The following is a 20,311-nucleotide window of genomic DNA, read 5'->3' as shown; positions in this document are numbered from 1 at the left end:
CTGTGGATTAAAAGTGCATTAAATGACATACTTGTAATACATCATCTTGGGGTTCCGAAGAGCCGTCTGCACTACATGTAGTATCGACGTACAGCTTGGGCAGGACAAAGACGAGCGAAGATTTCGATAAAGGGGACAGGGACAATGACCGTTACGGTTTACACCAAACCTGCGTGTGTACAGTGCAACGCAACCTACCGTGCGCTGGACAAAAAGGGCATCACTTACCAGAGCGTTGACATCTCCCAGGACGCCGAGGCTCTCGAGCGCCTGAAGGCGCTGGGCTACATGCAGGCACCTGTTGTAGTCACGGACCAGGACCACTGGTCAGGCTTCCGCCCGGACAAGATCGAGGAACTGGCACTGTCTGCCGTTTCCTCCGTGGCCTAAGGCCCTACACTTTCGCCAGCCGGCAACTTTCAATCCGCACACATGAGGTGACTCCCGTGTCAGCACTGGCAGTAGCCAGGGCCCAGGTGGCCCCGTTGGCGCCTGTCACCACACAGAGCCAGCTCATCTACTTTTCCTCCACCTCCGAGAACACCAGCCGCTTTGTCGCGAAGCTCGGATGTGAGCTGGCACGGATCCCGCTCCATGCAAAGGATGCACCCCTTCTCGCCACCCGGCCTTACGTCCTGGTAGTGCCGACGTACGGGGGCACCGGGGGAGAGGGCTCCGTGCCCAAGCAGGTGATCCGCTTTCTGAACAACCCGCAGAACAGGCAACTGATCCGCGGGGTTATCGGTGCAGGCAACACAAACTTCGGGGACAACTACTGCATGGCCGCGGACATTATTGCCGCCAAGTGCAACGTCCCCCGGCTTTACAGATTTGAACTAATGGGCACGCCAGAAGACGTCGCCCGCGTACACAATGGATTGGACACGTTTTGGACACGACTGTCGCAGACACAGAAGTAACCAGGGCCGAAGGCCAGGGCACCGCCGCTGCCGAAAAGCGGAGTGCCGCCGTCGAAAAGCCCGAGATGCCGGCCGCCTATAAGGGGCTGGGTTATCACGAGCTCAACGCCATGCTGAACCTGTACGGCCCCAACGGAGAGATCCAGTTCGAGGCCGACCGCGAGGCTGCACACCAGTACTTCCTGCAGCACGTGAACAACAACACCGTCTTTTTCCATGACCTGGAAGAGAAGCTCGACTACCTGGTGAAGAACCAGTACTACGAGCGCGAAACCCTTGACCAGTACACGATGAACTTCATCCGCGAGCTCTACAACCGCGCGTACAAAAAGAAGTTCCGCTTCGAAACCTTCCTGGGCGCGTTCAAGTTCTACACGTCCTACACACTGAAGACGTTCGACGGCAACCGCTTCCTGGAGCGCTACGAGGACCGCGTCTGCATGGTGGCCCTGCACCTGGCCCGCGGCGACGAAAAGCTCGCCCTGCAGATGGTGGACGAGATCATCGAGGGCCGCTTCCAGCCGGCCACCCCCACGTTCCTGAACGCCGGCAAGAAGCAGCGCGGCGAGCTGGTCTCCTGCTTCCTGCTCCGCATCGAAGACAACATGGAGTCGATCGGCCGGTCCATCAACTCGGCGCTGCAGCTGTCCAAGCGCGGCGGCGGTGTGGCGTTCGCGCTGACCAACATCCGCGAAGTGGGCGCCCCGATCAAGCAGATCGAGAACCAGTCCTCCGGCGTCATCCCCGTGATGAAGCTCCTCGAGGACAGCTTCTCCTACGCCAACCAGCTCGGTGCCCGCCAGGGTGCCGGTGCGGTGTACCTGCACGCGCACCACCCGGACATCTACCGCTTCCTGGACACCAAGCGCGAGAACGCGGATGAGAAGATCCGCATCAAAACCCTCTCGCTGGGCGTTGTCATCCCGGACATCACGTTCGAGCTGGCCAAGAAGGACGAGGACATGTACCTGTTCTCCCCGTACGACGTCGAGCGCGTCTACGGCATGCCGTTCTCCGACGTCTCGGTCACCGAGAAGTACTACGAGATGGTGGACGATTCCCGGATCAAGAAGACCAAGATCAAGGCGCGCGAGTTCTTCCAGACCCTCGCCGAGATCCAGTTCGAATCCGGTTACCCGTACATCATGTTCGAGGACACCGTGAACCGGGAAAACCCGATCGACGGCAAGATCATCATGTCCAACCTGTGCTCGGAGATCCTCCAGGTTTCGCAGCCCACCACGTACCACGATGACCTGTCCTACGACCAGACCGGCAAGGACATCTCCTGCAACCTGGGTTCGCTGAACATCGCCAAGGCCATGGACAGCCCGGACTTCGGCCTGACCATCGAGACGGCCATCCGGTCCCTCTCGGCGGTCTCGGACATGTCCAACATCACCTCGGTGCCGTCCATCGCCCGCGGCAACGACCAGTCCCACGCCATCGGCCTGGGCCAGATGAACCTGCACGGCTACCTGGCCCGTGAGCGGGTCCACTACGGTTCCGAAGAGGGCCTGGACTTCACCAACATCTACTTCTACTCGGTGGTGTACCACGCGGTCCGCGCCTCCAACCTGCTGTCCATCCAGACCGGGCAGACCTTCGGCGGCTTCGAGAAGTCCAAGTACGCGTCGGGCGCGTTCTTCGACAAGTACACGGACCAGGAATGGGTCCCGCAGACCGAGAAGGTCGCGGAGCTGTTCAAGAACATCCACATCCCCACCCAGGAAGACTGGCGCGCGCTGAAGGCCTCCGTTATGGAGCACGGCATCTACAACCAGAACCTGCAGGCTGTCCCGCCGACGGGCTCGATCTCCTACATCAACAACTCCACCTCCTCGATCCACCCGGTGGCGTCTAAGATTGAGATCCGCAAGGAAGGCAAGCTGGGCCGCGTGTACTACCCGGCGCCGTACCTGACGAACGACAACCTGGAGTACTACCAGGACGCGTACGAGCTCGGCTACGAGAAGGTCATCGACACGTACGCCGCCGCGACGCAGCACGTGGACCAGGGCCTGTCCCTGACGCTGTTCTTCAAGGACACCGCCACCACGCGCGACATCAACCGGGCCCAGATCTACGCCTGGAAGAAGGGCATCAAGACCATCTACTACATCCGTCTCCGCCAGCTCGCGCTGGAGGGAACTGAGGTGGACAACTGTGTTTCTTGCATGCTGTAGTTGGAGCTTCAACTAAATCTGGACAGTACGACGGCGGGCGCCCGCCCGCCGTCGTACGCTTAACTTCAAAGAACAACCCAACTTTTAGGGGATGACATGACCGAGAAGGTCAAGCTGCTTAGCCACGTCGAAGCGATCAACTGGAACCGCATCCAGGACGACAAGGACGTAGACGTCTGGAACCGTCTGGTCAACAACTTCTGGCTGCCCGAGAAGATCCCGCTCTCGAATGACGTGCAGTCGTGGGCCACGCTGACCCCGGACGAGCAGCAGCTCACCATGCGCGTGTTCACGGGCCTGACCCTGCTGGACACCATCCAGGGCACCGTCGGCGCTGTGTCTTTGATTCCGGACGCGATCACCCCGCACGAGGAAGCCGTCTACACGAACATTGCGTTCATGGAGTCCGTGCACGCCAAGAGCTACTCCTCGATCTTCTCCACGCTGGCCTCCACCAAGGAGATCGACGAGGCATTCCGCTGGTCCACTGAGAACGTGAACCTTCAGAAGAAGGCCCAGATCGTCATGGACTACTACCAGGGCGACGATCCGCTGAAGCGCAAGGTGGCCTCCACGCTGCTGGAGTCCTTCCTGTTCTACTCGGGCTTCTACCTGCCGATGTACTGGTCCTCACGGGCCAAGCTGACGAACACGGCTGACCTGATCCGCCTGATCATCCGCGACGAAGCCGTCCACGGCTACTACATCGGCTACAAGTTCCAGAAGGGCCTGGAAGGTCTCTCCGAGGAGCGCAAGCAGGAGATCAAGGACTACACGTTCGAGCTGCTCTTCGAGCTCTACGAGAACGAAGTCCAGTACACGCACGACCTCTACGACTCCGTTGGCCTGGCCGAGGACGTCAAGAAGTTCCTGCACTACAACGCCAACAAAGCACTGATGAACCTGGGCTACGAGGCCATGTTCCCGGCTTCCGTCACCGACGTGAACCCGGCCATCCTCTCGGCACTGTCACCGAACGCCGACGAGAACCACGACTTCTTCTCCGGATCGGGTTCTTCGTATGTCATCGGCAAGGCCGTCAATACCGAGGATGATGACTGGGACTTCTAGTTCCTCCTTTGTTCGTACCCAACAAACCCGCCACAGCCCCGCACACATATTTGTGCGGGGCTGTTGCCTTTAAGTTGGACTTTTGTTCCCGACTGTGACATCGGAGGCGAGATGGTGCCGACGCACTTGGCGCAGCCGGGCTAGTTGGCGATACTGCCGCTCGGGCTTAGTTGCGAGACTCGCAACTAAGCCCGAGCGTGCTAGATGCTGCTGCGACGAAGACTCCCTATCAGGCGGCGTAGTGGGTGATGTTCAGGCTGTCTACGGTGACTGTGCCGCCGAGGGCGTAGATGGCGACGTCAGTGCTGGTGGGTGCCGGGAAGATCAGTTCCGTAATGGTGAGTTGGCCTTCCTGGGCGAAGACTTCAACGGAGCAGCGGTCCACGAAGATAGTGAGCCGGTAGGAACCGTCGATCGCGCTGATGGGGGCTGTGTCGATGGACGGGAAGGATTCATGGAAGCTGGTGTTCCCTGATGTCCGGCGGTCGACATGGAGGGTACCGTGTGCCGGCCGGATACCGACGCGGGTTCCGTGGGCGCCGTTCCCACGAACGATGATCCCGAATTCTTCGACGGTCCAGGGGATAAAGGTGACCTCGATGCGTTGGACGCTGCCTGATGCCCCGTCGAGCACGCGTGTGCAGTCGGAGAATTCCATCCGTTCAAGGCTGAATGACGGTCCGGCACTGGACACTGCGGCGAAATCTCCGGCGGCCTCTTGGATCAGCCGCGCTTTTCCGTCAATAGTGCGGAGGGATACTTCGCGGACCAGGGACATGGGGCTGCGCCAGGGCGAGGTGGGGATCTGGTTGGCGTATTCCCAGTTGTTCATCCAGGCGATCATAAGGCGGCGGTTGTCGGGGGCGTCGGTGAAGGAGACTGCGGCGTAGTAGTCCCGGCCCCAGTCCAGCCACTGGTATTCGCCCAGCCGGTCGGGGTCCTGGAGGCCTTCGGTCACGGTGGTGGCCGAGGTGAACGTGGTCCCGTCGAAGTCGCCGATGAAGTACTGCCCGGCAGAGCCGTTGTTCGGGCCACCGGGGTTGAGGTTTACGGTGAGGACCCACTGAAGGTTCTCCGGGTCCCCGTCGACGGGGAGGGGGAAGAGATCGGGGCATTCCCAGACGCCTCCGGTGGCATTGGCCGGGCCGAAGGTGCTCAGTAGTTCCCAGTTTTTCAGGTCCTCGGACTTGTACAGCACCACCTGGAAGTCCGTGGCTTCCACGGCGACCATGACCCAGTAGCTGCCGGCACCGCCGTCGTACTTCATGACCTTGGGGTCCCGGAACTCGGCGGATCCGCGGTTCAGGACGGGGTTGGTGGCGTGTTTGGTCCAGGTGTAGCCGCCGTCGCGGCTGTAGGCCAGGGACTGGGCCTGGATGCCGGCGTGTTCGGAGCCGGGTTTGAAGGCGCTGGTGTAGACGGCGACCAGGGGCGGAGCCGAGTCGGTGCCGAATCCGCTGGTGTTGTCCCGGTCGAAGACGATGCTTCCGGAGAAGATTTCTTCCTCCTCGTCGCAGGCGATGGCGACGGGGTGTTCGGTCCAGGTGGTCAGGTCCGGCGAGGTGGCGTGGCCCCAGGACATGTTGCCCCACACGTTGCCCAGCGGGTTGCTCTGGTAGTAGAGGTGGTAGACGCCTTCATGATGGATCAGGCCGTTGGGGTCATTGAGCCAGGTGTTCCGGGCTGAGTAATGCAAGGCCGGGCGGAAAGTGTCGGCTGTCGTGGCGGTCGCGGCAGTCATGAAGGTCATTCTCATTTCGTTGCAGGTTGGGACTCTTGCAAAATTGGGCCAAAAACCAGCAAGTGGATCTGGTGGCGGGTGGGCCGATGCGGAAGCGCCGGCCCACCCGTGCTTTGGAAGCTAGGAGTTCTTTTTGTAGCGGTCGTAGGCCTGCTGGTAGACCTCGATCATTTTGTCGACGCCGACGTTCTTGAGTTGGGAGACGTAGCCGTCCCATTCCTGCTCGATGCCGCCGGAGACGATCCACTTGGCGACGTTCTGCTTGACCAGTGAGGTGGTGTCGGTCTGGATGGTGCTGATCTGCTGCAGTTCTTCGTTGGAGAGGGCGACCGGTGGGTAGCCGTCGTTGCCGGCGAAGGGCTTGTAGAGTTCGTTGACGGTTTTCTGGCGTTCGGCGGCGCGTGGTTCGGGAGCGACGACGGTGGTGAAGTTATCGGCGGTATTGGCCTTCGGGCCGCCCGGGGCGACTTTCTGCCGGCGTTCGCCTTCGCTCGTCCCGGCCTGGGCTGGGATCTGGGTCAGGAGTCCGCTGGCGTCCTTTTGAAGGGTTTCACCGATGGGCCCCCAGTTGGCCTGGGCGGACTGGATGGGGTCATAGAGGTTGTCTGCCCAGCGCATGGTCGCGGCCGGGTATTTGTTGGTCCGGGTGATGGCGAAGGCGCCGCGGGCGATTTCCTGGTTGTTGGACTGGCTGGCGATCCGTTTGCCGTCCACGCCTTCGAGCACGGGGACCAGGGTGTAGTTGTTGGCACGGTCCGCGCCGACCATTTCGGGGACTTCCCACCAGACGAAGGAGCCAAGGTTTTCGGTGGCCGCCTTGCCCTTGGCCAGGTACGCCTTATCATCCTGGGAGAAGGACTCTGGATCGATCAGGCCTTCCTGGTACCACTCATGCAGGGTCTGAATGGCTTTTTTATAGCCGTCCTGCGTGGGGGTGAAGATGACTTTGTCGTCCTGGACGATGCGGTGGTCCATGTTGTCCGGCACTCCGCCGAGGGCGGCGATCAGGTCAACGATGTCCCCGCACCAGGAGCCGGGCATGAAGCTCAGCGGTATTGTTTTGCCGGTCCCGGAGGCGTCCTGGGTCTTGAAGGCCAGCAGCGCATCGTGGAACTCATCGATGGTCTTCGGCATCGGGATGTTCAGTTTTTTCAGCCACGACGTGTTGATGGCGAGTTCGTTGGGGAACTGGACCAGACCGAGTTCCTCGATCGATGGCAGGGAGTAGATGTGCCCGTCCGAGGAAGTGATGGCGGCCTTGATGTCTTGCCGGTCAGAGAGCAGCTTGGCGAGGTTGGGTGCGTTCTTCTCGATGAGCCCTTCGAGCGGGATGAGGGTGCCGCTGGCGGAGTAGGTGGCGATCTCGGCGTCGGTCAGTCCGGTGTTGAAGAAAGCATCGGGCAGGTCACCGCTGGCCAGGATGAGGTTCTTCTTTTCCTGGAAGACCGTTTCGGGCAGGTTTTCCCAGTTGATGTGGATGTTGGTGGCTTTTTCCCATTCCTTGACCACGGTCATGGTGTTGTAGTCCGGGGCCAGGGCGGCCTTGGTGCCGGAGAAGGTCAGGTCGAGTTGCTTGCTGACGATGGGGAAGCCTGTTTCCTGGAAGCCGAAGTCCGCGGAGGCGTCTTTGATCTCCGTGGTGCCTGAGCCGCCGCCGGAGCAGGCGGTGAACATCAATGTTCCGGCCAGGACGGCGCCGAGGGCGGCGTATTTACGGCTGAGTGACATGGTCATTCCTATTCTGAGGTGGGGGTAATGCATCTGAAGGTTACTGAGGTGCGGGGAGGAGCTATTTGACGGCGCCGATCATGGCGCCCTTGGTGAAGTGCTTCTGCATGAATGGCAGGGCAATCATCAGTGGCAGGCTCGAGACGACGATCATGGCGTACTTGGTGAGCTCTGCTATCCGTTGCGCGGCGGCATAGGATTCGATGTCCCCGCCGGTGGTTCCGGTGGAGGAGACGTCTGACTGGATGAGGATGTTGCGCAGGACGAGCTGCAGCGGGTACTTGGAGTCGTCGTTGAGGAAGATCAGGGCGTCAAAGAACGAGTTCCACTGAGCCACGACGTGGACCATGATCATGAGCATGATCAGCGGCTTGGACAGCGGGAGCACCATCTGGAAGAAGAACTTGAAATCAGTTGCCCCGTCCATCTGCGCGGCTTCACGCAGCTCGTTGGGGATGGTGTGTTCAAAGAAGGACCTGGCGATGATCAGGTTCCACACGCCAACCGCTCCCGGCAGGACCACTGCCCAGACGGTGTCCAGCATGCCCAGGTCGCGGACCACGAGGTACTTGGTGATGAGTCCGCCGTCGAAGAACATGGTGATCACGAACAGGAGCATCAGGATCTTCCGGCCGGGCATGTCCTTGCGGGACAGTGCGTAGGCGCCGCACAGGATGGTGCTGACGCTGACGGCGGTGCCGAGCACGGTATAGATGACCGTGTTGCCCAGACCGTTCCAGATCCGGCTGTCGGCAAAGATCCGTTCGTACCCTTCGGTGGTGACTCCGGAGGGGAAGAGCCAGACCTTGCCTTCGTACACGGCGTTCGGGTCGCTGATGGAGGCGATGACGATGAAGTACAGCGGGTACACCACGGCCAGGATGGACAGCAGCAGGACGGCGGTGGCGCCAATGTTAAAGGCACGGTCGCCGTATTTGTCGCGCAGGGTTCGCTTGGGACGGACCTGGCTGAGGGGCCGGCTCCGGTTCTCGGTAGTGCGGGGGTTGGTTGTCAGAGACATTTCGGCATCACCACAGGGTCGCTTGGTTGGCCCGGCGCGCAATCGTGTTGAAGACGAGCAGCAGCGCCAGGTTGAGGAGGGAGTTGAACAGGCCGATAGCGGCCGAGTAGCTGAACTGCGCCTGCTGCAGACCCGCGTGGTAGACGTAGGTCTGGATGATCTCCGAGGTCGAGATATTCAGGGGCGTCTGCATCAGCAGTGCCTTCTCGAAGCCGACGTTGAGCAGGTTGCCGATGGCCAGGATGAACAGGATCGTCACCACCGGCATGATGCCCGGGAGGTCAATGTGCCGGATGCGCTGGAGCTTGGAAGCGCCGTCCACCTTGGCCGCGTCGTGCAGTGCCGGGTCGATGGCGGCCAGTGCCGCGAGGTACACGATCATCGAGAATCCGGCGTTCTGCCAGACATCCGAGATGACATAGATGGGGCGGAACCACTCCGCCGAACCCATAAAGAAGATCGGCTCACCGCCGCCCAGCTGGATGGCGTTGTTCACCAGCCCAGACCTCGGGGACAGAACCACGAACATGATGCCCACCACCACCACGGTGGAGATGAAAGCGGGCGAATACAACACGGTCTGGGTGAACTTCTTGAATCTCTCGCTCTGGAGCTGGTTGACCAGCAAAGCCAGGATGATTGGAATCGGGAAGGCCACCAACAGGCCAAGGACGGCAATCCACAAGGTGTTACCGACCACCTGGCCGAACTGGTAGGAGTTCACGAACCTGATGAAGTGCGTCAGGCCCACCCAGGGGCTGTCCGTGAACCCGTCCACCGGGTTGTAGTTCTTGAACGCGATCTGCACGCCGTACATCGGCCAGTACTTGAAGACCAGGATGTAGACGATCGCGGGGGCTAGTAATACGTATAACTGCCAGGCACGGGAAATCCTCTTCATGCGGAGCGAAAGAGAAATTCTTCGTTGCGGCAACGGCGCCGCAGCAGGACGGCCGCGTCGGGCAGGGATGGTGCGGCTCATGGCATCTCCTTAGGGTGAGTCACGGAATTCCGTTCAATCAGAGGGCAGTCCATGAGCTCGACCCGGCCATCGGGTTCCGCGTCCTGGAGGATCAGGTCAACCGCGCGCCGGCCCATGGCGACGAACGGCAATTCAAAAGTGGTCAATCCCGGGCGAAGAAACGGCGCCAGAGTCGCCTGATTATCAAATCCCACGATCGACACGTCCCCGGGGATTGAGAGGTGCAGGTCCGAGACGGCCTGGTAGGCGCCCCAGGCGCCACGGTCGTTCGCGCAGAAAATCGCGGTGGGCGGGTTGCTGGAGGTCATAAGCTCCATCGTGTACTTGTAGCCATGCTCCTCACCGCCTTGACCGAAGCGGACCAGCGACGGATCAGCGTCCAGCCCCGCTTCCTCAAGTGCCGCACAGTAGCCCTCATAGCGGCCGACGGCGGCAGGAAGGCCGCTTTCAAGGGTTTCGATATTGATCATCCCCACCCTGGTGTGGCCCGCCTCGAGCAGTCGGCGCGTGGCCGCGTACCCGCCTTTGACCTCGTCCGGGGCGACGCTCGGGACGAGCCCGGCCCGGTCCTGCGAATTCAGCACCACGGACCTGACGCCCGCCAGGGCCTCCGGAACTTCCAGCCGCCGGTGATACATGGCGGCGTAGACCACGCCAGCGACTTTATAGGAGAGCATGGTGTCCAAGGATGCGGCCTCGAGCTGCTTATCACCACCGGTGTTTACCGAGAGCAGGAGGAGTCCGTCCTCCCACGCCCGCTGCTGCGCGCCTTCGATGATGGCGCCCGCAAAAGGGGTGGTGGCCACGGAATCGCCAATGAACCCGATCATGCCGGCCACACCTTCGCGAAGGACTTTAGCGTGGGCGTTAGTACGGTAGCCGAGCCGGTTCACGGCGTCCCGAACGCGCTTGCGTGTATCCTCGGAGAAACGCGATCCGGAGGCTGAATTCAGCACCAGCGACACTGTGGCCTGTGAAACGCCGGCAGCAGCAGCGACGTCGTGCATTGTCGGTCCTGACTTTGGCCGTGATCCAGCCATGATGGGCACCTCCTCGGGCCGGTTGCTTTCGTGGGTTATTCGTATAACTTCGTAAACTGTATCGCGCATCACATCAGCGGTCAACAGGGCGAGTCGAACCACATAAATCCTCCGTTTAGACCCGCTAGGGTGCGTCATTGAAAACCTCCGGGGGTCAGGGTTTCCCGCAAGGCGACGTCGCGCCAACAAGAGGCTCTGTGGGCTTGGTAAGGGGAGAAGCTAGGTCATTGGGTACTTCGGGCGTGCTGGCAGTGCCCGGCGTCCTTGCGAAACTAGGTCTCGCATTCAGTCCCAGACTCCTAACTACGGTCGCATCGTCGTAAAGCGACGTGCGGACCGGTATCGCCTTCGTCCGGGGCACAGTAAGCCATGAAGAACCCGCTGGCGTCCAACTTATCCGCGCTGCAGTCACCCACGTTTGCTTCGTCCACCTACCGGGACCCGAATCAAACCCTCAACGGGGCCGCGGCGGAGCGGGCCATACTGGCATTCTTCGGCGGCGGAAGCTACGTTTTCGGGCGGTGGCGGCATGGAATTTGGCGGGCTCATGCTCAATGTCGCAGGGGCGGGTGTGGGTCTCCTCGGCGCCGGTGTCACGGTGAAGATCCATGGAACCAAAGCACTAAGTCAGGCTGATGAGCACCGAAGAAATGTCGACGTCGCGATAGCGCCGCTCGATGTGCAGGACGAGCTCCACCGCGGGGTGCAGGAGTGGGCGCGGGATCAGGACGGGGTCCTCAGCCATCTGGTATCCCAGGCGACGAAGGCGATTGACGTTCTCGAGTCCGAGCCGTTCGACTCCACCAGGAAGCTTCACGCCATGCGGCTCCTTGTCGCCTTTACCTCGTCACGGCGGTGGGACAAATCATCAGCGTGCCAGCCGTCACGACAGCCTCGATGGGACTACTGAACAACTCACGTTTAGGTACCGCGATACAACCACGGAGGCCACGGATGACTGATCAGAAACGCGAGAAGCTCAAGACATATCGGGAGACCGGGGTCGCAAGGATCAAGACATCCGAGAACACCCTTCGGTACTACCTGGACCGGACTTACGAGGAGCGCCACGAGACGCATAAACGACTCTTCGAGAGTCTTGACGTGGCGGTTGCGGCCGGCCACGTGTCAGCCATGCAGGCAGTCCTCGGGGGCATAGTCGAAGTTGCCCGGACATCGCCACTGGCAGACATCGGCAACATCGTAGAAGGGACTCGAGCTCGCCCAGCTTGGCTCCGGTGACGTCCTGCGCCCGGCGCGGCGACTGTGAGTGAATCACGGGCGGCTTTCCTTCATCGCCGCTTCGAATGCCGGCAAGCTGCGTTCGATCATGTCCTCGTTGGCTGTCAGGGAGATCCGGAAGAAGCCAGGCGTCTCGAACAGCACGCCCGGCAACACGAAGACATCCCGGCGGGCAAGTGAGGTGGCGAACGCCTCGTCGTCCGAAATGGGGGACGTGACATACAGGTAGAACGTGCCCTCCGGCCGCCGGACGAGGTACCCCATGCCGCCGAGCACATCGACGAGACGGTCCCGGCGGCGCTGCAACTGGCCGACGTCAATGGTGAACTTCTCCAGTTCGGGAAGCGCGTGCTGCAGCAGGGCGTTCGGATACACCCAGCCCATCGCCACCTGCAGGCCGGTGATAGCCGGCTCCATCTCGTCCCGCTGCGGCATGGTGGGCGGCAACGCCAGGTAGCCGACGCGCTCGCCTGGGGAGAGATGGGTCTTGCCGTAGGAGTAGGCCAGGAGCGTGTGCGGGTAGAACTCCAGAGGGCTGTGGAATCGCAAGCCGTCGAAAACGATCCGGTTGTAGGCTTCGTCCGAGATGAGGTAAATCCGCCGTCCAATCCTCGCCGAGGCCGCCTCCATCAATTCGGCCAGCCGGACCAGCAATTCGGTGGGATAAATCCGCCCGGTGGGATTGTTAGGCGAGTTGACGATCACTACGCGGGTGCGTTCCGTGATGGCGGCCTCGATCGCGTCGAGGTCCAGGTCGAACGTGGTTGTGTTGATTTTCACCTTCACCGGTACGAGCCCGGCTTCAAGGATCAGCGGCTCGTAGAGGAACCAGGGCGGCAGGCTGTAAATGATCTCGTCGCCGGGATCGGCGACGGTCTTCAGCGCAAGGGCGATGGCGGCGAAGCCACCGGTGGTGAGGTAAATATCCTCCGTCCGGAAGGGCACATCCAGCAGCCGGTGAAGGGATTGAGCGGCCGCTGCCCGGCCGGCCTCGCCGTTGGTCTGGTAGGCGAACCACTGATCATTCTGAGGAGCCAGAGCGTCCCGCAGGGTATTCACATAGCGGTCGGCCGGCATCTGGTGTGGATTGCCGAAGGTGAAGTCGCAGCCCGGCACCTGCCCATGCCCGCGGGCACTGTACTCCCGGATGTAGGCGTTAACCCGCTGAAAGGAGGGGATCGACGCCAGCCGTGCAGCGCGATCAGATACCGCCGAGGTTGTCTGGGATGTGGCTGTCGGATCGTTCATGTCAGCGCTCCTGTGTAGGGCAGCCCGGTGGGGCGGCAGTCGGATGGGCGGCGCCCTGCCAAGCCAGCGGAGGCCGTAGTAAGAGCCATTGTTGGCTCGACGACGCATTGGAGTAAAGACTCCGCGATAATGACCCGGACCAGGGCGTGCCTCCGGTATCGGGTATTTACGTGGGTATAGGGTCTGGTGCTATGGCGCTGCGACTTGTTCAGGTGAATTTCAAGGCTCGGGATGACTCGGCGCTCGGCCGGTTTTGGGCGGAGGCGCTCGGCTGGGGTGTTTCCAGCGAGGGACCCGGAGTGACCAATGTTGAACCCGTGGGCTTCGCATGGCCGGACCCCACCGCCGTGTGCGTCGATGTCGTGACCGTCCCGGACCCCGAGACAGTGAAGTACCGCGCGCACCTCGATCTGGCCACCACGTCCTTGGCCCATCAGGCGGAGCTGGTGGCGCGCCTGGTGGAGCTCGGTGCGACGCCCGCGGATGTGGGCCAGGGTGATGTGCCGTGGACGGTCCTGGCAGACCCGGAGGGCAATGTGTTCTGTGTGCTGGAGCCGCGACCGATCTACCGGGACACCGGGCCGATCGCCACGGTGGTGGTCAACTGCGCGGATCCGCGGGCCCTGGCCCGGTTCTGGGGCGAGGCCACGGACTGGACCGTGCACGAGGTGAACGACGATCATGCGAGGCTGCGTTCGGCCAAGGGCGTCGGGCCGTATCTGGAACTACTTCGCACGTCCGGAGTGGAGACGGTGTGGAACCGTGTCCATCTCGACGTGATGCCGTACCCGGGTGATGATCAAGCGGCAGAAGTGGCCAGGCTGCGGGCTCTGGGCGCCACCGACGCCGACGTCGGCCAGGACGATGTGTCATGGGTGTGCCTCGCCGACCCGGAGGGCAACGAGTTCTGCGTCCTCACCCCGGGCTGACGCAGAGCCTTGCATCGTGATTCCGGCGCTCACGCTCATTCCGCTTGCCTGTCATGGACACGAAGTCGAAGGCGTATGGGTCCTTGAATGATTGCTGGGCAAGATCCGAGTCCGACGGCGGCAATGTCGCTTTGAAGTTCGTGATCTCCTTGCCGGAGCGTTCGTGGAGTTTTGCCTCGATATGGTGTGCCATTACGTTGCGAGACCAGCCATTCTCGACGGCGGCAGCAGGGTACCAGAGCCGTGTTTCGGGGTCGTTGAGCTTTTGGATCAGCGCGAGGTGGTGGTACCAAGGCAATAGTGCAAGCGGCGCTTGCACAATTGCCTTGGGAGGCCATGTTTCAGCGAAGGCCCGCATGTACTTCAGGTTTCGCGGCGAGAATCCGATTGCTTCGGGAAACTGCCGCTTGAGATCAGCTGAGAGCCGGTCGACGATTCGGGTTCCCCAGCCTTCTTGACCTGCGTCGTTCAGGTGGCCAGGTCGTAATGTCGGTGAGCCACGGCTGCAGCCGCCACACTGGCGGCCGCCAGGCGCCGCCTGCTGCCGCACCGCCGTCGGCCGCCTTTCACCGAACCGCAGGCGCCATTTCCGTCTGATGCGCGCACAATAATAGGGACAGGCGGGGCCTGGCCGGCCCTGGTTTTCCGGAGTCGAGGACGGTCACAGTGAGAGCGATTCAGGCCAAGGCCACGGTGCTGCTGATGGCGGCGCTCCTTTTGGGTGGTTGCGGCTCCGGCACCGGAAGTCCCGCGGCGTCCCCCGGGCCGGGGACAGCGACGACGGGAGCGGTCACTCCTGGAGCGCCTGTTATCACCATCAAGGACTTCGAGTATGGCGCGCCGCTGACCGTTGCGCCGGGCACAATTGTCACGGTCACCAACATGGATTCAGCGGGCCATACCGTCACCGCGGACCAGGGCCAGGCATTTGACGTGGATGTCCGCGGAAGCGGCGGGACGGCCACGTTCACGGCGCCCTCGGCACCCGGCTCCTACCCCTACTTCTGCACTTATCACCCCAATATGCGCGGGACGCTGATAATCAAATGAACATGGCGCTGAGGGTACTGACCGCACTGGCATTGTTCATCGATGCCGGGGTACATATATATCTGGCCCCCGGTTACCAGGCGGCCTCGCCTGGCGGAATCGGACAAGGCAACTTGTTCTATCTCGAATCGGCGGCGGCGGTGCTGGCGGCGCTGTGGGTTATGTTCCGCGGCGGCAGAGCCTCCTTTGCCCTGGCCCTGGTGGTGGCCCTGAGCGCATTCGTGGCCGTGGTGTTGTACCGGTATGTGGATATCCCGGCCTTCGGACCCTTCCCTGCCATGTATGAGCCCGTGTGGTTTTTTGAGAAGTCCCTCAGCGCCGTGGCTGAGGGAGCCGGAGCGCTCTTGGCCGCTGTGGGCCTGGTGCGTACCGCCCCCAAGCGCCGGTCCGCCAAGTAGCAGGGGATCAGGGCATCTGCGCGGGTGGGAGGCTCTTGGCGGCGGGTCCTTGGATGACGGTGCCGTCGGTGGAGAATCGAGAGCCGTGGCAGGGGCAGTCCCAGGTGGCGTCAGCGGTGTTGAAGCTGACGGTGCAGCCCAGGTGTGTACAGGTGGCGGAGACGGCGTGGACCTGCCCGTCGGCGTCTTTGTAGACGGCGGTCCTCTCGCCGTTGACTGTGATGACTGTCCCCTCTCCCGGCGACAGGTCCGAGTGGCGGGGCCGGCTGCGGAGTTTGCCGGCCAGGACAGCTGCCACGGTCTTGGTGTTCTCCTGCACGAACCGTCTCGCGCTGGTTGCCAGCGTAATCCGGTTGCTGTTGAACACCGAGGCCCAAGGGTTCTCCCGGCCGCTGAGGGTGTCAACGAGAATGAGCGCGGCCGCGGTTCCGTTGGTTAGGCCCCATTTGCGCAGGCCGGTGATCGCGTACACGTGTTTGGCGGTGGGGGACATGAGTCCGGCGTAGGGCAGCCCGTCGAGCGGGATGCCGTCCTGTGTTGACCATCGGTAGGCGATTTTGTCCACACCGAGGCGGTCGTGGGCGAAGGTGGCGAGTCTGCGGTAACGCGCGGCTGTGTCGCCGGGCTCGGACACGCGGTGGCCCTCGCCGCCGGTGAGCACGTAGCTTGTGCCGTTGACGCTGGTGGTCAGAATGGATCGCATCGGTTCGTCGGCGCTGATGAACGTGGCGTCCAGCGGTGGCGTGTCCACGCGGCCGGCGACGAGGTAGGAGCGGTGCGGATGAGACCGCAGGTAGAACAGGCCCTGGCCGCCCCAGGGCACATTCGTAGCGACGATGATGCCGCGGGCCCGGACGGTGCCGTGTTCGGTATCGACGACGGCCGGGGAACCATCGTGGACCTGCTGCGCCCGGGTCTGCTCATAGACGAAGCTGCCCTCACCGTTGACCGCGCGGGCGAGACCCTGGAGGTATTTCACGGCATGGATTTGCGCCTGCCCGTCGAATCGGACCGCACCCTCGACCGGGAAGGGCAGCGGCACGTCGGTGGTGAAAGCGGCGGGCAGGCCGAGGCGGGCGGCAAGGCTGGCTTCGGCGCGCACAAGGCTGAGCGCGTCGTCGGATTCGGCGTAGGTGTAGTTGGCGACGCGGCGGAAGTCACAGTCGATGGCTTCGGCGGCCACGAGTTGCGCGACGTGTTCGACTGCGGCCTGGTTGGCCTCCCCGTAGATACGCGCGGTGTCGTTGCCGTGTCGGCGCGCAAGTTCCGTGTAGGCAAGGCGGTGAAGGGAGGTGACCTTGCCGGTGGTGTGGCCGGTGACGCCGGTTCCGACGCGGGCGGTCTCAATGACCGCGACGGTCCGGCCGGTGCGTTTGAGCGCCAACGCTGCGGTCAGCCCGGCGATGCCGGCCCCGATGACCGCGACGTCCACCTCCAGATCCCCCGGTAGGACCGGATAATCGGTGGTTCCGGCGGTAGCGACCCAGAGGGAGCGGGGTTCACCTTCCGGCCGTCCACTGTTCGATGCGTCATTCACTGCGTCACCTCAGGATCACCCGGTACTGCTCGGCTGTGTTAAGGCTGCGTCAGCAGCAGCCGACGCCGAGGGACTGACGGCGACCGTCCCGAGGATTGTGCACCCCGGGGGACGGCCGCCGTCGTCGGTTTCCCACGAACCGTGGAGTTATGAGGTGCTTCCCTTCGTCTTCTCCATGGCATCCCTGCCCAGCCAGAGGCCCAGGCCGATCATGCCGAGGCCCAGAACCAGGTGCAGCCAGTTGTCAGCGGTGTTGAACGGGACGAAGTTGGCCGCCGCGTTCAGGTCGATGACCAGGCCGTAGATCCACAGGACCAGGTACACGATGCCGCCGCCGAGCAGGAACCAGCGGGCCATCGGGTTTGTCCGGGCCATAACGATCCCGGCCACACCGAACAGCAAATGCACGATGTTGTGCAGCACTGACACTTGGAAGACGCCAAGAAGCATGGCCCCGGACTCATGTCCCGCGAAGGTCATGGCGCCGTAATTGGTCGTGATTCCCGGGATGAACCCGAGGACTCCAACCAGCAGGAAAACTGCACCGATACCGATGGCGGTGTTGTGAAGTGTCAACCCCATCATGTGGTGTTGGGCAGGGTGTGACGCGGTAGTCATTTTGTCTCCCTTTCGCGCTGGTTGCCGGCTCTTCAGATGGAGAGCCGGCCTTGCGGCAAGGAGTCGCAGGAATCCTGCCGACGCCCACATCGTACTCCGGAAAACTGCCAGTGGGCAGGGGTAACAGTGCTTTGGGGGCCTCGCCCAGGGGTTGACCGCAGCGGCCATCTTTCCCAGACGTCGCCGTCGCTGACATGCTGGTAGGGTGACTTCGATCTTGACCGAACCACCCCGTACCGCGCTCACCTGGAAACTGGTGCCAGCGGTCCTGCTCTCCGTGTCCGGAGTGCTGCTATTCGGTGTCGAGAATGACCTCATGGGCTACGGCGTGCTTGCGTTGAGCCTCGTCACGGCCGCAGTCATCGACCGCGAATTCCTACGGCACCTCGCGCTGATTGCGGCGGGAATGGTGATCATCAGCCTGGTTCCGCTGAACGCTGATTTGAGCATCCCGCACATTACGCTCATGGGTGGTGCCCTCGCGTTGGCCGTGCTGGTGCCGTGGCTGGTGTCCCGTTTCGCCTACCGCGAGAGGATCATCAAGTTTCCGGTGAACACGGGCCGCAAATGGCCGTTGAGCGCAAAGCTGTACCTGATCGCTGTTGTGGCCCTCGGCTACCTCATCCTGCCGGTCTACCTGATCCGCACGGGGGTGTATCAGAACTGGCCGGACGCGTCCGATCCCACCATCTTCTGGCGCCTCTTTCTCGGCGTCAACGCGGTTGGAATTTGGGACGAACTGTTCTTCATCTGCACCACGTTCACGCTGCTCCGGCGGCACTTCCCGGACTGGCTCGCCAACATCCTGCAGGCCGTGGTCTTCTCGTCCTTTCTGTGGGAGATCGGCTACATGGCCTGGGGACCGCTCCTAACTTTCCCGTTCGCGCTGCTGCAGGGATACACCTTCAAGCTGACCAAGTCGTTCACCTATGTTGTGACGGTGCACTTAGTCTTCGACTTTGTGCTGTTCCTCGCACTCGTGCACGCGCACAACCGCGACTGGCTGCCGATCTTCTTGTATTGACGCCTGCTTGCGTGGAGCGGTCGTACCTTGGCCTATCCCGATGGACGTACTGGCTGCCGCAGCACAGTCCTTAGCTTCCCCGGAGCCACTCGCTTGGGGTCGTCCAGGTAGATCTCATGGTGGTTCCCGTTTGGAGCCAGGTCATGGGCAGGCAGGAACTTACTGTGCAGCCTGGCAAGGGTCGGCACCTCCCCGCTGTTCGGCCCCACGTGCATGATCTGGGCGCACAGGCCTTCGTGAAGGCTTTCGAGCCGCAGGCTGGACGGCGGCTCACCCATGCTTGCTTTCGCCTTATCCACGGCATCCTCAAACATCGCCGCCGTCAGCCAGCCCGGTTCAAAGACGATCATCATCCGCCAGTTCAGCTTGTCTCGGTTTCCGTGCATGAAGTCCTGGATATCGTCCGCCCACCAAAGGCCTTCCAGCGGTGGTTCTACGAAGTGCTTGCCCATTTGTTCTCTGGCGAAAGGCTTCATGGGGTCGATGACTGCATATAACCACTTGATGGCGTCTGCGAACGCAGGACTGTCTGGCCCGCCTCGCCCGTCGACCATAACGAATCGCATTTCTGGCACGTCCACCAGGACGAAATCGGTGACGGGTGGCAGGTACAACTCCTTCAGCCTGGCCCGCAGGTCTTCATCTTTCACATTGCCACCGTTCACGGCATCCCGGCCAGGCGCGCGCATGCGTCCCACAAGCGCTTCCGGGCTTCGGGGTCCGATCCCATTCCGGGTGTCGGGAGCTCCTTGCGCTTGGCCCATAGCTTTCCTGAGACTCCCGCTGTTTCGCGTGAGGTGGCGAGCCAGAGCGGTGTATCCGCCGCCTTTTCTGCCGGTGCTCCGAACGTGTTCGTGATCCAGCGGAATGGGCCCCCGACGTCCTGCAGCAGCGTCGTGTTCTTGACCAGTCCCGGATGGGCGGCATTGGCGACCACGCCTGAGCCGCGCAGACGCTCAGCGAACTCCTGCGTGAGCAGAACCCTGGCCAGCATTGTGGGCGGCGTCGAGCGAAGGTAGCTGTACTTGCCGCTTGCAGTCTGGAGGTCGTCGAAGTTCAGCCTTGCATTGCCATACCGGGACGCGATGTTGACGATACGGGAATTGCTGGGTGGTGCGGCTGCGTGGTGCGTGAGCGCGTCCAGCAGCAGGTTCGTCAGCAGGAAGTAGGCCATCACATTGGTGGCAAAGGTCACTTCGAGCCCATCGCGGGTTACCTGACGCTCCTTGCGGAACACGCCCGCTGCGTTGACCAGCACGTCGAGCCGGTCGTGGCGGGACAGGAACTCAGCCGCCGCCGCATGGATCGAGGACTGGTCTGAGAGGTCACCGAGCAGTGGTTCAAGTTTGGCGCCGGGAACCAGCCGGCGGATGCCCGCCATCGCCTCGCTCGCCCGGGTTGTTGAGCGCCCCGCCACGACCACCAGGGCACCCTCTCGTGCTAGGCCGGATGCGACAGCGCCTCCCAAGCCGCCAGCCGCGCCTGTCACCAGTGCCACGGTTCCGTCCATGGATGCCATCGCCCCCGCCTCCTGACGCGTTGCTATCTTGTCGTAACGATGAGGCCGCCGCGGAGC

Annotated in this window: 21 protein-coding genes; 9 read left to right on the top strand and 12 right to left on the bottom strand. The window is 62.3% G+C overall.

Translation table 11 applies throughout. From position 1 onward, the window contains the following. Positions 1-144 precede the first annotated feature (144 nt). From nrdH to nrdF, 4 genes are all read left to right on the top strand, one after another. On the top strand, positions 145-390 hold the full coding sequence (gene nrdH, locus CXR02_RS03885) for a glutaredoxin-like protein NrdH (protein ID WP_013601222.1): 246 nt from the start codon (positions 145-147) through the stop codon (positions 388-390). 56 nt (positions 391-446) lie between these two features. Then, entirely contained in the window at positions 447-920 is a 474-nt protein-coding gene (gene nrdI, locus CXR02_RS03880) for a class Ib ribonucleoside-diphosphate reductase assembly flavoprotein NrdI (RefSeq protein ID WP_181037114.1), read from the top strand. 65 nt (positions 921-985) lie between these two features. Then, positions 986-3,106, top strand: coding sequence for a class 1b ribonucleoside-diphosphate reductase subunit alpha (gene nrdE, locus CXR02_RS03875; RefSeq protein WP_104060887.1), 2,121 nt, complete (start codon positions 986-988; stop codon positions 3,104-3,106). Positions 3,107-3,202: 96 nt separating this feature from the next. Beyond that, positions 3,203-4,177, top strand: coding sequence for a class 1b ribonucleoside-diphosphate reductase subunit beta (gene nrdF, locus CXR02_RS03870; protein ID WP_024368367.1), 975 nt, complete (start codon positions 3,203-3,205; stop codon positions 4,175-4,177). Between the two features lie 229 nt (positions 4,178-4,406). Here nrdF and CXR02_RS03865 read toward each other — a convergent pair whose 3' ends face one another. The 6 genes from CXR02_RS03865 to CXR02_RS22060 all read right to left on the bottom strand — a co-directional run bounded on the left by CXR02_RS03865 (position 4,407) and on the right by CXR02_RS22060 (position 11,506). After that, the gene (locus tag CXR02_RS03865) at positions 4,407-5,918 is read right to left on the bottom strand and encodes a glycoside hydrolase family 32 protein (RefSeq protein WP_104060886.1); all 1,512 of its coding nucleotides are present in this window, start codon (positions 5,916-5,918) and stop codon (positions 4,407-4,409) included. A 120-nt stretch (positions 5,919-6,038) separates the two neighbouring features. Then, positions 6,039-7,646 carry an ABC transporter substrate-binding protein gene (locus CXR02_RS03860; RefSeq protein WP_104060885.1) on the bottom strand — a complete coding sequence of 536 codons (1,608 nt, stop codon included), beginning with the start codon at positions 7,644-7,646 and terminating at the stop codon, positions 6,039-6,041. Between the two features lie 61 nt (positions 7,647-7,707). Beyond that, on the bottom strand, positions 7,708-8,667 hold the full coding sequence (locus CXR02_RS03855) for a carbohydrate ABC transporter permease (protein ID WP_104060804.1): 960 nt from the start codon (positions 8,665-8,667) through the stop codon (positions 7,708-7,710). Positions 8,668-8,674: 7 nt separating this feature from the next. Beyond that, positions 8,675-9,649, bottom strand: a complete 975-nt coding sequence (locus tag CXR02_RS03850) for a sugar ABC transporter permease (RefSeq protein ID WP_104060803.1) — start codon at positions 9,647-9,649, stop codon at positions 8,675-8,677. Further along, a complete protein-coding gene (locus CXR02_RS03845; protein WP_104060802.1) occupies positions 9,646-10,656 on the bottom strand; it encodes a LacI family DNA-binding transcriptional regulator in 1,011 nt (336 codons plus the stop codon). Before CXR02_RS03845 ends, CXR02_RS03850 begins: the two co-directional genes overlap by 4 nt. A gap of 655 nt (positions 10,657-11,311) precedes the next feature. Further along, positions 11,312-11,506 carry a hypothetical protein gene (locus CXR02_RS22060; protein WP_146072467.1) on the bottom strand — a complete coding sequence of 65 codons (195 nt, stop codon included), beginning with the start codon at positions 11,504-11,506 and terminating at the stop codon, positions 11,312-11,314. A gap of 137 nt (positions 11,507-11,643) precedes the next feature. Here CXR02_RS22060 and CXR02_RS03835 point away from each other — a divergent pair, with 137 nt between their 5' ends. Beyond that, complete coding sequence (locus tag CXR02_RS03835; protein ID WP_104060800.1) at positions 11,644-11,931, top strand: hypothetical protein; 288 nt, start codon at positions 11,644-11,646, stop codon at positions 11,929-11,931. Positions 11,932-11,964: 33 nt separating this feature from the next. On the opposite strand, the gene CXR02_RS03830 is transcribed toward CXR02_RS03835, so the two are convergent. Then, complete coding sequence (locus CXR02_RS03830; RefSeq protein WP_104060799.1) at positions 11,965-13,179, bottom strand: aminotransferase class I/II-fold pyridoxal phosphate-dependent enzyme; 1,215 nt, start codon at positions 13,177-13,179, stop codon at positions 11,965-11,967. Positions 13,180-13,370: 191 nt separating this feature from the next. Here CXR02_RS03830 and CXR02_RS03825 point away from each other — a divergent pair, with 191 nt between their 5' ends. After that, the gene (locus tag CXR02_RS03825) at positions 13,371-14,108 is read left to right on the top strand and encodes a VOC family protein (protein ID WP_104060798.1); all 738 of its coding nucleotides are present in this window, start codon (positions 13,371-13,373) and stop codon (positions 14,106-14,108) included. On the opposite strand, the gene CXR02_RS03820 is transcribed toward CXR02_RS03825, so the two are convergent. Beyond that, positions 14,095-14,658 carry a DUF1016 N-terminal domain-containing protein gene (locus tag CXR02_RS03820; protein WP_258060745.1) on the bottom strand — a complete coding sequence of 188 codons (564 nt, stop codon included), beginning with the start codon at positions 14,656-14,658 and terminating at the stop codon, positions 14,095-14,097. The two genes, CXR02_RS03825 and CXR02_RS03820, sit on opposite strands and share 14 nt — an antisense overlap. Before the next feature lie 116 nt (positions 14,659-14,774). On the opposite strand from CXR02_RS03820, the gene CXR02_RS03815 reads away from it, so the two are divergent. Both CXR02_RS03815 and CXR02_RS03810 read left to right on the top strand, forming a co-directional pair. Further along, positions 14,775-15,158: a cupredoxin domain-containing protein gene (locus CXR02_RS03815; RefSeq protein WP_104060796.1), complete on the top strand. Its 384-nt coding sequence runs from the start codon at positions 14,775-14,777 to the stop codon at positions 15,156-15,158. A gap of 2 nt (positions 15,159-15,160) precedes the next feature. Beyond that, a complete protein-coding gene (locus CXR02_RS03810; protein WP_258060743.1) occupies positions 15,161-15,556 on the top strand; it encodes a hypothetical protein in 396 nt (131 codons plus the stop codon). Between the two features lie 7 nt (positions 15,557-15,563). Here the strand turns inward: CXR02_RS03810 and CXR02_RS03805 are convergent, their stop codons facing one another. Both CXR02_RS03805 and CXR02_RS03800 read right to left on the bottom strand, forming a co-directional pair. Continuing rightward, on the bottom strand, positions 15,564-17,093 hold the full coding sequence (locus CXR02_RS03805; RefSeq protein WP_104060794.1) for an FAD-dependent oxidoreductase: 1,530 nt from the start codon (positions 17,091-17,093) through the stop codon (positions 15,564-15,566). Positions 17,094-17,240: 147 nt separating this feature from the next. Beyond that, positions 17,241-17,711 (bottom strand): DUF4383 domain-containing protein, encoded by a 471-nt coding sequence (locus tag CXR02_RS03800; RefSeq protein WP_104060793.1) that lies wholly within the window; start codon positions 17,709-17,711, stop codon positions 17,241-17,243. 205 nt (positions 17,712-17,916) lie between these two features. On the opposite strand from CXR02_RS03800, the gene CXR02_RS03795 reads away from it, so the two are divergent. Further along, complete coding sequence (locus tag CXR02_RS03795) at positions 17,917-18,735, top strand: CPBP family intramembrane glutamic endopeptidase (RefSeq protein ID WP_104060792.1); 819 nt, start codon at positions 17,917-17,919, stop codon at positions 18,733-18,735. 32 nt (positions 18,736-18,767) lie between these two features. Here the strand turns inward: CXR02_RS03795 and CXR02_RS03790 are convergent, their stop codons facing one another. Together CXR02_RS03790 and CXR02_RS03785 are read right to left on the bottom strand one after the other, a co-directional pair. Further along, positions 18,768-19,424, bottom strand: a complete 657-nt coding sequence (locus CXR02_RS03790) for a GyrI-like domain-containing protein (protein WP_104060791.1) — start codon at positions 19,422-19,424, stop codon at positions 18,768-18,770. Further along, positions 19,397-20,254, bottom strand: a complete 858-nt coding sequence (locus CXR02_RS03785; RefSeq protein WP_258060741.1) for an SDR family NAD(P)-dependent oxidoreductase — start codon at positions 20,252-20,254, stop codon at positions 19,397-19,399. The genes CXR02_RS03790 and CXR02_RS03785 overlap by 28 nt, the downstream gene beginning before the upstream one ends. Positions 20,255-20,311: the final 57 nt, after the last annotated feature.

This window comes from Arthrobacter sp. 4R501 (genome assembly GCF_002929755.1).
Taxonomy (GTDB): Bacteria; Actinomycetota; Actinomycetes; order Actinomycetales; family Micrococcaceae; genus Arthrobacter.
This window is presented reverse-complemented; position numbering and strand designations above follow the sequence as displayed.